The organism is Pseudomonas sp. Z2-11, assembly GCF_054161305.1.
This window is the reverse complement of record NZ_CP096395.1, coordinates 4,345,689-4,357,819: the sequence shown is the minus strand read 5'-3', so window position 1 is coordinate 4,357,819 and position 12,131 is coordinate 4,345,689. Positions and strand designations below refer to the sequence as shown.

General features: G+C 49.1%; 12 protein-coding genes. 9 read left to right on the top strand and 3 right to left on the bottom strand.

Features of this window, described 5'->3' with window-relative positions; genetic code table 11:
- Positions 1-29 precede the first annotated feature (29 nt).
- The 9 genes from M1E16_RS19250 (at position 30) to M1E16_RS19210 (ending at position 9,043) form a co-directional block, all read left to right on the top strand.
- Entirely contained in the window at positions 30-1,172 is a 1,143-nt protein-coding gene (locus M1E16_RS19250) for an NAD-dependent epimerase/dehydratase family protein (RefSeq protein WP_458128152.1), read from the top strand.
- 9 nt (positions 1,173-1,181) lie between these two features.
- Positions 1,182-1,751, top strand: a complete 570-nt coding sequence (locus M1E16_RS19245) for a serine O-acetyltransferase (RefSeq protein ID WP_458128151.1) — start codon at positions 1,182-1,184, stop codon at positions 1,749-1,751.
- On the top strand, positions 1,748-2,746 hold the full coding sequence (locus tag M1E16_RS19240; RefSeq protein ID WP_458128150.1) for a hypothetical protein: 999 nt from the start codon (positions 1,748-1,750) through the stop codon (positions 2,744-2,746). Before M1E16_RS19245 ends, M1E16_RS19240 begins: the two co-directional genes overlap by 4 nt.
- A complete protein-coding gene (locus M1E16_RS19235; protein ID WP_458128149.1) occupies positions 2,743-3,705 on the top strand; it encodes an NAD-dependent epimerase/dehydratase family protein in 963 nt (320 codons plus the stop codon). The genes M1E16_RS19240 and M1E16_RS19235 overlap by 4 nt, the downstream gene beginning before the upstream one ends.
- 3 nt (positions 3,706-3,708) lie before the next feature.
- Positions 3,709-4,719, top strand: a complete 1,011-nt coding sequence (locus tag M1E16_RS19230) for an MraY family glycosyltransferase (protein WP_458128148.1) — start codon at positions 3,709-3,711, stop codon at positions 4,717-4,719.
- Positions 4,720-4,986: 267 nt separating this feature from the next.
- Positions 4,987-6,960 carry a polysaccharide biosynthesis protein gene (locus M1E16_RS19225; protein WP_458130346.1) on the top strand — a complete coding sequence of 658 codons (1,974 nt, stop codon included), beginning with the start codon at positions 4,987-4,989 and terminating at the stop codon, positions 6,958-6,960.
- A 114-nt stretch (positions 6,961-7,074) separates the two neighbouring features.
- Entirely contained in the window at positions 7,075-7,410 is a 336-nt protein-coding gene (locus tag M1E16_RS19220; protein WP_458128147.1) for a ComEA family DNA-binding protein, read from the top strand.
- A 112-nt stretch (positions 7,411-7,522) separates the two neighbouring features.
- Positions 7,523-8,176: a GntR family transcriptional regulator gene (locus M1E16_RS19215; RefSeq protein ID WP_458128146.1), complete on the top strand. Its 654-nt coding sequence runs from the start codon at positions 7,523-7,525 to the stop codon at positions 8,174-8,176.
- Between the two features lie 15 nt (positions 8,177-8,191).
- Positions 8,192-9,043: an urea carboxylase-associated family protein gene (locus tag M1E16_RS19210; protein ID WP_458128145.1), complete on the top strand. Its 852-nt coding sequence runs from the start codon at positions 8,192-8,194 to the stop codon at positions 9,041-9,043.
- Positions 9,044-9,226: 183 nt separating this feature from the next.
- On the opposite strand, the gene M1E16_RS19205 is transcribed toward M1E16_RS19210, so the two are convergent.
- The 3 genes from M1E16_RS19205 to M1E16_RS19195 all read right to left on the bottom strand — a co-directional run bounded on the left by M1E16_RS19205 (position 9,227) and on the right by M1E16_RS19195 (position 11,809).
- Entirely contained in the window at positions 9,227-9,394 is a 168-nt protein-coding gene (locus M1E16_RS19205; protein ID WP_458128144.1) for a DUF2897 family protein, read from the bottom strand.
- A gap of 229 nt (positions 9,395-9,623) precedes the next feature.
- Positions 9,624-10,751: an SGNH/GDSL hydrolase family protein gene (locus M1E16_RS19200; RefSeq protein WP_458128143.1), complete on the bottom strand. Its 1,128-nt coding sequence runs from the start codon at positions 10,749-10,751 to the stop codon at positions 9,624-9,626.
- On the bottom strand, positions 10,748-11,809 hold the full coding sequence (locus M1E16_RS19195; protein WP_458128142.1) for an acyltransferase family protein: 1,062 nt from the start codon (positions 11,807-11,809) through the stop codon (positions 10,748-10,750). Before M1E16_RS19195 ends, M1E16_RS19200 begins: the two co-directional genes overlap by 4 nt.
- Between the last annotated feature and the right edge of the window lie 322 nt (positions 11,810-12,131).

The window sequence follows — 12,131 nt, the reverse complement described above, 5'->3', positions numbered from 1 at the left end:
TATTCAAATGCAGATGTAGAGGAAGTTTTATGCTAGAGCATACTGTGCTAATAACTGGTGGGGCGGGTTTCATTGGATCGCATTTGGTGCCCAAAATTTTGGCCTCGGGCATGAAGGTTAAAATACTCGATCCATTGTCGGTACAGGTACATGGCGCTCTTCCTAGAGAACTGGAGTGGCTGGAACAGGCGGGTGTCGAGTTTATCCGTGGCAGTGTTACCTCCTTTGACGATTGGGTAAAAGCGCTCGCGAATGTTGATACGGTGGTTCACCTAGCAGCTGAGACTGGCACAGGTCAGTCCATGTATGAGGTGGCTAAGTACAATGAGGTTAATTCTCAAGGAACCGCCCTTCTCTTTGAGGCTCTCTCAAAATCGACAGAACATCGTGTTAGACGAATTCTGCTAGCGTCCAGTCGATCAGTCTATGGGGAGGGTGCATACCTTAATCCTTCTTTGGACAACCGCCGGGTGACTCCGCCGCCGCGCACCGCTGAGGCTCTTGCCTCGGAACACTGGGAACCTAGATGTGCAAGTACAGGAAATCAATTAATTTTGGTTCCAACTTCCGAAGAAGACTTGATCCGGCCTGCTTCTATCTATGCTGCCACTAAATATGCCCAAGAAGATTTAGTTCGGATTGGAAGTCAAGCCTTGGGAATGGACTATGTCATTTTCCGACTTCAGAATGTTTACGGTGAAAGGCAATCGCTCAATAATCCATATACGGGAATTTTATCGATATTCTCTACGAAGATTCGGCGCAATAGTCCTTTGCCGCTTTTTGAAGACGGTAAGGAAAGTAGGGATTTCGTACATGTGGATGATGTGACTGACGCCTTTCTACAGGGAATAGTCTTCCCGGGCCAGTTGTCTGATGTAATCAATGTCGGCAGCGGTATTGCGACTTCGGTGAAAACGGTGGCCGAGGAGTTAACTCGTGCTTTTGGCAAGGAGCCAAATTTGGTCGTAACTGGCCAATACCGTATCGGAGATATTCGGCATAATTATGCGGATATAGGGAAGTTGAAAGATTTGCTTGGGGTGGTTCCAAAAATCAGCTTGGCTGCTGGACTGAAAAGGTTCGCAAGTTGGGTTAATGAGCAACCATTGCCAGAGGATAGGTTGGAGCAGGCAAACGAAGAGTTGCGTGCTAGAAAACTGATGAATTAAGGATCGAATATGATCGACGGGCAAAAAATGAAGATTCGAGAGCTACTTAAAGCAGATGTTGCTAGACAAGACGCTCTTTTTGGACACCATAGATCTCAAAGTGGAGTGGGATTCTGGTTAAGCATGCTATCACCACGTTTTTTGCCCGTTTTAATTTATCGTCTTTCATATTACTCTAATGCAAAAAACAGGCGGCGACTGGCGAAGTTTTTTTCAATGATGAACTTCATGCTTTTTGGAATAGAGATCGCCGTCGCGTGCCGCATAGGACCAGGGCTATTTTTTCCGCATACTCACGGCACTGTCATAGGCGCTATCTCAATAGGTTCGAATGCGGTGATCTATCAAGGGGTGACGCTAGGCGCTAAGGATCTGGATTTTACTTATGATTCGGCACATCGGCCCTTGGTTGGTGATAACGTTATACTAGGTGCTGGTTCTAAGGTGCTTGGAGGTATCACATTGGGCAACGACGTAATAGTAGCAGCCAACGCGGTGGTTATAAAAAGTTTTTCGGATAGTTTAGTTGTTGGTGGTATTCCAGCGAAAATATTGAACGATCGGAAAATTCAGTTGTGAAATACTCTCTCCAAGGAAAGAAAATACTATACGTAGCTCCGCGTTTTTTCGGATACGAAAATGAAATTCAGGATGAGTTGATTCGTCGAGGCGCGCGTGTTGATTTTCTCTTAGATAGGCCTTTTGATACACCTGTTTTAAAGGCTATTACACGTATCAGTCGCGGACTTATTATAAAGGCTGCTGACAAATATTATGCCAGCGAGCTACAGAAATTAAATTCTGACGCTTATGACTATATTTTTGTAGTCAACGGCCAGACGCTCTCTGCTCATACGCTTTCCGAGTGGAAGTCCCGTTATGTTAGCGCTAAATTTATTCTCTATATGTGGGATTCATTCGGGAATCGAAAGTGGGCGGTGGACAATTTAAAATATTTCGATAGTGTTTTTACGTTTGATAAAAGAGACGCGGAAAAATATTCTATTAACTTTCGGCCGCTGTTCTTCTCTGCAGGGTTTGAGCGGCCCCCGGCAGAACATCTCCGCTGGGATGTTAGTTTTATCGGTACAGCCCACACTGATCGTTCTGCGATTGTGCAAAAAGTCAAGCGTACGTTGGATGCAAGTGCTAGAACCTATTTTTATCTTTACCTGCAAGCGAAATGGGTTTTTTGGTTGTATCGCTTTACAAACTCGTCGTTCAAAAATGCAAGCGTCTCAGACTTCAAATATGACTCAATTGACAAGAGCACGGTACAGTCTGTTTTCAATTCATCAATTTGCATTTTGGATATCGAGCACCCTAAGCAGACGGGGCTCACGATGCGGACGCTTGAAACATTGGGGGCTCGTAAAAAGCTTATCACTACGAATCAAGATGTTATTCATTATGATTTTTTTGATATCAGGAATATATGTGTAATTGATAGGCTCGATCCGCAGATTCCTTTGAGTTTTTTGACTGAGCCTTACTCGCCTGTTCCAACACCTATTTACCAGCGCTATAAGCTTGAAGGATGGATGGACGAAATTATGGAAGCGAGCCAGCTATGAAAAAAATCCTAGTTACGGGCGCAAACGGTTTTGTGGGGCAGCATCTTTGTGCTTTTTTAAGTGATGCGGGAACCGAGGTGACTGCGGTAGTCCGGACTGAGCATTCTTTTTTGCCGAACGTCCGTGTGGTTGTTGCCTCGTTAGATGCAGTTCCACGCGCTCTTCTAGAATTTAAGGAAATTGATTGCGTTATTCATCTTGCGGGTCGGGCGCATCAGTTGAATGATACCTCTAGTTCTCCATTGGAAGATTTTCGTGCAATCAATAGGGATTTAACAGTCAAGTTCGCTCGGGACTGTTTAGAGGCAGGTATCAAACGGTTTGTTTTTATAAGCTCGATAGGTGTTAATGGAGCAGAATCATTTAATACGCCTTTTACCGAAAACGACGTGTGTAACCCTCATGCTGATTATGCAATCTCTAAGTTAGAAGCGGAAAACGAGCTGGCAAAGATTTTTGAAGGATCCGACAGCGAGCTGGTTATTATAAGACCGCCCCTTGTCTATGGCGCCAATGCGCCTGGAAATTTTAATAGACTTCTGAAACTGGTTTCACTGGGCATCCCTCTTCCTTTTGGTAGTGTACGGAATTTTCGCAGTATGGTGAGTCTGGCTAATCTAAGTAGTTTTATCGCACTTGCAGCAGTTCATCCCAGAGCAGCGAATGAGGTTTTTCTAATTGCAGACGGGGAGGCCCTATCGCTTCCTGATATTATAAATTTGTTAAGCGAAGGTATGAATAAGCGATCTTGGCTATTGCCCGTACCGCTCGTTTTTTTGAATCTGATAGGCTCACTTACAGGTAAATCAGCGACCATAGCTCAGTTATGTGGCTCGCTTGTTGTGGACAGCAGTAAAGGTCGGGAGTTGCTGGGCTGGGAGCCTCTCGAGTCACCGCAGCAAGGATTGATCCAAGCTGGACAGTCATATGTGAATGGATCAAAACTAGGGAAGAAATAGGATATGATTTTTTTGTTTGCTTTGGTGTTTTTTTTGTTGGCGCTGTTTTTGACAGGCGTTTTACGGAGGTATGCACTGTCAAAGAACATTATAGATATTCCTAACAGCCGCAGCTCACACAAAATTCCCACTCCCAGGGGAGGCGGGGTTTCTATTGTTGTGTCTTTTCTTCTGGCTCTTCCTGTTATTATTGTGCAGTTTACATCCACAGCTTCGCTTTTAGGAATTTTCGGCGCCGGAGCCCTTGTTGCGATTATTGGTTTTATGGATGATCACGGACATATTGCTGCCAGATGGCGATTGTTGGGACATTCCATAGCTGCAATGTGGGCGTTATATTGGATGGGTGGGATCGCACCCCTCGATATTTTTGGCTACCGTGTTGATTTTCAGTGGTTCGGTTATGTTTTAGGCATGTTTTTTTTAGTCTGGATGCTCAATCTATATAATTTTATGGATGGTATCGACGGTCTCGCTGCGACTGAATCAGCACAAGTCTGCGTAAGCGCTTGTATATTGTATACACTTAGCGGTTATGACAGTTTGGTCTGGGCTCCCTTGCTACTTGCTTCCGCGTCACTTGGCTTCTTGGTGTGGAATTTTCCACCTGCGAAGATTTTCATGGGGGACGCAGGCAGTGGTTTTTTAGGGATAGTCCTTGGCGTACTCGCGCTGCAAGCAGCTTGGGTATATCCGCCTTTTTTCTGGGCGTGGCTGATTTTGCTTGGGGTATTTATCGTCGATGCTACCGTGACGCTAGTCCGTCGATTTATGCGCGGTGAGAAAGTCTATGAGGCGCACCGCAGTCACGCTTATCAATTTGCTTCCCGTCAAGCCGGACGACACGCACCCGTAACGCTAACGGTATTTGCGATCAATGCATTTTGGCTCTTGCCTTTGGCTTGGTTTGTTGTGGCCCTTGATCTAGACGGCTTGGTGGGCCTTGTAATTGCTTACGCGCCGCTAGTTTTACTCGCTATGAGATTTCATGCTGGTGAGAAGGAAACTTTATGACATTCAGCTTTTGAGCGAAATGTCGCTTGTTAGCTTTAGCTATTTGAATTTGAAAATACTCCGCCGCGGGTGTGGCGTTGAAACGGCTGGCAGACGAACCGAGGCTTTCTGACGTTTCCGATTAATTTTCAAATGGAGTAGAATGACCTCGATCCATAGCACTCTGCAACGACTACTCGATTGACAGTTGCTTACGATAGACATGGAATTTCAGTGTTAGGAGCAGGCAAGGTGCGTGAAGCTTTTTGGGACAACTTAAGAACGACGATGCTTGGTCTGCCAAGACGCTACAAGCGCGTGATCCAGATCGCTGCAGATATAATTCTCGTCTGGCTGGCTCTATGGCTGGCATTTATTGTTCGTCTCGGTATTGAAACAGCCGCGGCTCCAGTTAAAACACACTTTTGGCTTTTCATATCTGCCCCTATCGTCGCTGTGCCTATTTTTGTACGATTTGGTATGTATCGCGCGGTCATGCGCTTTTTCGGTAACGACGCGCTGATTGCTATTTGTAAGGCTGTTAGCCTCTCGGCGTTATTATTGGCACTCTTGGTCTATTGGTACAGCAACCACACGGCCGTTGTACCTCGTTCAATTATTTTCAACTATTGGTGGTTGAGCTTAATTATGATCGGGGGGCTGCGTCTAATGATGCGTCAATACTTTTTGGGTGATTGGTTCACAGCCGCGCAGCATGTCCCTTTTACGAGCCGCGATAATGGCCTGCCCAAAGTTGCCATATACGGTGCCGGTGCGGCTGGAAATCAGCTTGTTGCGGCCCTGCGCATGGGGCGGGTAATGCGTCCCGTGGCGTTTATTGACGACGATAATAGTATCGCGGATCACATTATTGCCGGGCTGCAAGTCTACAAGCCAGGCCATATTCAAAAAATGATTGATACTACCGGGGCTCAAGAGATCCTTTTAGCCATACCGTCATCTTCACGAGCGCGACGTCGCGAAATATTGACGTTATTAGAGTCCTTCCCTCTTCATGTTCGCAGCGTGCCAGGCTTCATGGATTTAGCTAGTGGCAGGGTAAAGGTTGATGACATACAAGAGGTCGACATCGCCGATCTCTTGGGCCGCGATCCGGTACCGGCTCAATCCGAGCTTCTTGAGCATTGCATTGCTGGACAAACCGTTCTCGTGACTGGTGCAGGGGGGTCAATTGGGTCAGAGCTCTGCCGCCAGATAATGATGCTGAAACCGAAGACTTTACTGCTTTTCGAGCACAGCGAGTTCAATTTGTATAGTATTTTATCGGAGCTGGAACCAAGGATTGTCCAAGAATCTCTCTCCGTACGCTTGCTACCTATCCTTGGAACAGTAAGAGACCAAGGAAAGTTAACGGACGTGATGAAGACCTGGGGAGTGGATACGGTCTATCACGCTGCTGCTTACAAACATGTTCCGATGGTCGAACACAACATTGCCGAAGGTGTTCTAAATAATGTTATCGGGACGTTGAATACTGCACAAGCTGCTTTGAAGACGGGCGTATCGAACTTCGTTTTGATCTCCACGGACAAGGCTGTTCGCCCTACGAATGTAATGGGCAGCACCAAGCGGCTCGCGGAGCTCACCTTGCAAGCCCTCAGCCAAGAGCTTGCGCCCGTCCTTTTTGGCGACAATTCCAATGTGTCTCGAGTGAATAAAACTCGTTTCACCATGGTCCGGTTTGGCAACGTATTGGGCTCCTCTGGATCAGTAATTCCTTTGTTCCACAAACAGATAAAAACTGGCGGGCCAATAACGGTAACTCATCCTAAGATCACCCGTTATTTCATGACTATTCCGGAAGCTGCGCAGTTGGTTATCCAGGCTGGGTCAATGGGGCGGGGTGGGGATGTATTTGTGCTGGATATGGGCGAGCCCGTAAGAATTGTCGAACTGGCGGAGAAGATGATTCACCTATCGGGTTTGAGTATTCGTTCGGAGCGTAATCCACAAGGCGATATTTCTATCGAGTTCACTGGTCTTAGGCCTGGTGAGAAGTTGTATGAGGAGCTGCTGATTGGCGATAACGTCGCCGCGACTGAGCATCCGATGATTATGACTGCTAACGAAGATCATCTGCCATGGGACATGCTGAAGCTCAAGCTTGAGGAGCTACTTTTAGCGGTAGAGAACGACGATTATGCGCGCGTGCGTCAGCTATTACGCGAAACCGTCCATGGCTACACCCCGGATGGGGAGATCGTTGACTGGATCTACCAGCAACACCGTCTCGAACCCTGATTATTACATAGTCGGTAACATACACATTTTTGACAGTCACACTCCATAGCCTAACGTTGGAGGAGCAGCTTCGGAAAAGTTGCTTCTCTCTTAACGATGTCATGGAGTGTCACTATGCGTACGGGCTATTTCTCCTCGCTTATCTTTGCCTTCCTCACCAGCACCTCGGTCGCTGTCATCGCTACCCCGGCGGCCAAGCCTGTTGTGCTGGCCACTCCCCCAGCGGTGGAGCAAGCGCTCACAACGCAAAGCGCCAAGGTAGATCTCAACGGGGCAGATGCAGCTACATTGCAGCGCGAGCTGTCAGGAATAGGCAAGGGCAAGGCTGAGGCGATTGTTGCATATCGTGATAGTAATGGGCCGTTCTCTTCGGTAGAAGAGTTACTAGAGGTCACGGGGATCGGGAAAGCGATTCTCGACAGGAACCGCGACAAGCTGCAAGTAAATTGAGGTAACGAAGGAGGCCGGTCGAATCGACTGGCCTTTTTTATGTCTGTTGGGTCTTGGCACGATAAATGGTTGGTTACGGATAACTGATTGTTCAACAATCCGAGGTTTGCCCATGACCAACTCTCTTTCTTTGGCCGACCAGATCACCCTCGAACTGCGCGCCGATATCATCGGCGGTCGCCTGATCCCAGGCATGGCGCTGGTAGAAAACAATCTGGTATTGGCTTACAACGCATCACGCAACACCATTCGCGAAGCTTTGCACCGTCTAGGCCAGGAAGGGCTCACCCGCTACGTACGTAACAAAGGGGTGATGGTCCGCAGGTTGGGTGTCGATGACGTGCGGGATCTGTTCAAGGTCCGTCGTACCTTGGAGCTACAGGCCATCGTTGGCAGCAAACCCTTGAGCGATTACCAGTCCGACCGAATGCTCGAAGCCCTTGAAGCGGCTGAACTGGCTCGTGAGCGTGAGGATTGGCGCGCCGTTGGGACCCACGGTTTGGCCTTCCATCAGCACATCGTCGGGTTGATGCGCAGTCCTTTGCTTGATGCGTTTTTCACCAACGTGGTTGCCCAACTGCGCCTGGTGTTTTGTTCCGCTCCCGATGAGGCCCGTTTCCAGGCGTCTTGGCTCGCCCGAGATCGGCAGATCCATGGCTGGTTGGCTGAAGGCAACAAGCTCGCGGCGTTGGAGGGTATGAACCTTTATCTCGACGATTCCGAACATTTGCTTCTCCAATTGTTGGCTTGCGCCACACCTCACTGATCAAAGGACCTTGCCATGCACAAAAACTACCCAGCCGCCTACCAATCCAGCAGAGGCTCAGCCTTGCAAGTAGACAAACCCTTCTACGAGCGCATCCGCGCCGAGCAAGGCAAGCGCACGCTGATCGAGCAGTTCGAGGTGCCGATCCGTACCGGTCGCGCTTGGCATGTGCCGGCCGGGCATGTGTTTCGTGTCACCACGCCAGTGGGCCCGCAGGTGGGGGACTTCAACGTCTGGAATGCCCACGATCCGCGGGAGCGCCTGTGGGCTGCGCGTACTCGGCAACTTCAGGGAGCTCATGTCAGCACCCACGACCGGTTGTGGTCGAACCTGCCGTTCCTGCGGCCTCTGGTGACGATCACGGATGATAGCCTGGCTGGCTACGGCATCGACGAGCACGGCGGGCGTCTGCATGATTTGCTGGGGACGCGGTGTGATCCTTATGTGAACAAGATGCTGACCGGTGAGGATTTCCACCATCATTGCCACTCGAATCTGACCCGGGCGGTGTTGCCTCATGGTTTGACCGAGTTCGATGTGCACGACGTGCTGAATATCTTCCAATGCACCGGGCTGAATCATGACGACATGTATTTCATGAAGGCGTGTCCGGCTCAGAAGGGTGATTACCTGGAGTTTTTCGCTGAGATTGATTTGTTGTGTGCGTTGTCGACTTGTCCTGGGGGGGATCTGTCGTTGGCGATGTGGGGGCCGGATGCGCAGGATCCTTTAAGCGTCTGTCGTCCGCTGGGGGTGGAGATTTATCGGTTGGAGGATTCGTTGCTGCAGGGCTGGAGTCAGCCGGAGCGGGCGGCATACAAGGGGCTGCATGGGTTGCATATTGCCAAGGCGGATTGGGAGAAGTGATGCAGTCGGTGGGCAGGGCTCGGTCTGTGTGACGAGGGGATTTATCCCCGCTGGGCTGCGCGGCAGCCCCAAAACCTGCCACCAAGTGTGTCTGATCAAGGGGGTTAGCTTTGAAAGGGGGGGCGCTGCGCGCCCCAGCGGGGATAAATCCCCTCGCCACAAAGTGCTGAGTCAAACAGGTGATCAGCGATCCTTGGCCTCTTTCGCATCCATTTCCGCATTGCGCTCGGCAACACGTTTGCGTTGCGCATCCGTCAGTTCCACTTTGTTGGCGGTGTCACGCAGCATCATCAGGCCGCCAACGATCGAGCCGATGGCGACGATCAGGATTAACCAAGCATACCAGGGCATAAAATTCTCCTTGAGGAGGCGACGGCCAAGCGAAAGGTTCACCGGTCGTTGCCTCTACCACTTATGAACGAGGCCCTTCGCAGTGGTTCCATGTTACGCCCGTTATGCAGCATCTAACCAGCACTGCAAAGTGACGATCAGCATAGACGACCCCGACCGCGGCTAACGTTACTTTAGGTCTGGTCGTCACGTTCTATGGGAATGCTTCGATTTCCTAAGAGCTGTATGATCAATAGCGGGGCCCAAGGATTGCGCTTAGAACAGACTCAGCGATGACGCGGTGTCCAAAGTCGTTTGGATGGTTCAAACCATTGCCGGTAATGTCGTAGTAGTTTTTATGTTTCAGTAACATCTGCCAAGTGCTTGTAATGTCTGCTACGGCCACTAATTCGTTTTCGTTGACGACGTCTTTAAGGACCTCTCGATAGCCATTCAAAAATGCTGAGTTCTGAATTGAGCTGTTAGGATTGGCAGCTGTTCCGCTCACTAATAGTATAGGAGTCTTTGGCTGGTTAGTTCTTATGTCGGAGATCAATTTATTTATATTGTTTTTGTAGTCGCCTGGCGAAATGAAGTTGCTATCATTCATTCCAAACCCGAGTACTATCAAATCGCTTTTTTTATCCATGACGCGGTAACCAACAGCTGACACGGCGTTAAGCGTATTCCACCCACCTACTGAATTATTTCGATACTCCCACATGCCTGGGTTCAATACGTTTAGGTATGACATGACAAGGCCTGCATAACCTGGCTGGAATGGGGCGGTGTATCCCTCTGTAGAGTTAGCGCCTTGAGTAATCGAGTCTCCAAAAAATGTAACTTTCAGCGGAAGCGTTCCGGGAGTTAAAGGGATGCTTCCCAGACTTCCGATGATATTCGGCTGAAATCTGTCTTGCTTTTCATAAGTGACTGCGTATTGGTACTGCTGAAACTCAGTTGTGACTCGAACCCCGTAAATTTTTTTTTCTTCCGGCGTGGCGGTCGAGGAAAAACCTGCTGGAGCTTGCTGTATGGATGAATTTGGCGTTAGCTTTAAACCTTCGCTTGTTACTAAATAATCAATGCCTGGTGCATAAATTTTGCCATTTGAAGGGTTGAAAACATAATTTATTTTTTGAGGCGTGAAAATAGTTTTGTAAGATGGTATTCCTTTTTCAGCATAAAAAGTCTCACCGTATACGGTTTTTCCAGAGAGAGCTTTTTCCTTCAAGTGAAATTTTGTCGAAGGGTACACGCTGCAATCTAAGTTGGTGCATGCATGATATTCCTTATCGATGGGTGCGCCATCGGGACCGATATCCGCTGCTGCTGATGATGACACCGCCACCAGCCAAAATAATAAGTTACGCGTCATGATTGGAGTCTCGTAAGATTTCGTATCGCCCGAGTAATAGGCTTTTCAATAAATAAGTGTGCAGCTATCCCGGCTATCTGGCAGGCAGTTAAATATAAGCCGAGATAGATCCATGCCGGTACTACTGGTACAAGCCCATTGCTGACCCAAATATAAACGAACACTGGCGCCACAAACCCATGTACCAGATATAGGCTATATGAAGCGTCGCCCAGTAGTTCCAACCACCTAATTCTCGGTGTTGCATCTTCGAGGCTTAGGGCGGCCCAAACCAGGAAGAAGGCTGGCAAGCCCCATGCTATCGGGCGATAGAGAGACCCAGCAAGCTTAACAAGGCCCTGATATTCGATAATCAAAAACGCAGGTAACGTCATTAGCACCACGCCAACAGCGAGCGATTTAGGGATCAAGGCGCCTTTGGAGATCACGCGATAGAGAAACATGCCGAGCATGAATTCCACGATCATAGCGTTCGAAAAGGAGCTTGCTATGGGCGACCAAGTAGACAGGATCAATATGATGAAGAAGAAAGCCAATAGTCCACTCTCTATTGCCTCAAGCGAGCGAGCGCGAAGAATCAGGGTTACAGCGATGGCTGCATAAAATAAAAACTCAACTTGTAGTGTCCACCCAATACCCAGCACCGGAGGACGGTCCCAGTGAGTAAACGAAAGGGTCTGGAGGAGCCATTTGGGATCCATCCGATACCGGTTGAAGAAGTATTCAAAATCCTTTGTGGGATGCTCGATCCACCCCGAGGAAACCAGCCAAGATAGGAATACAACCATCATGATGGTAAGGAAATACATCGGCCAGATGCGTGTAAAACGGCGCCACATAAAGCCACCGGCGCCCATTGTTGCGGTGGAAGTAGGCGTATAAAGCCCACCAAAGATAATAAACGGCATGATAAAACCGCTGATTATGAAGAATATGTCAACTCCGAAACCACCAAGATTTGTTTCACGGGCATCCACGCCGTAAATCTGAAGGTGTGAGTGTGCGAGCACGACCAGGAAGGCAGCGAAGAAGCGTAGGTATTGAATATTTTTTATCATGCGTCCGGTGCTCGTGAATCCGCTTGTGGAGGGGCGCGAAGTTTAAACGGTAGGTTGCGCGCGCGCCATCATTCGGCGGCAGCTCAGCCAGCCCTCACGCCAAACATGGCAACGTCCCCGCCAACGAGCGGGTGCCTTTTGATCAGAGAAAACTTAAGAGCCCGACCAAAAACGTTCTTGCGATGCGTGCGCGCCCATGGATCAAGTCAGCGGGCAAATGCTCACCGACCCGATAGCTTGGTGGGTGTAACTTCGCAACCGCCTAAGTGGTGACACCGGCCGCGTTTGGTGGGGGAAGGCTACGCTGGGGCCGGCATGCACC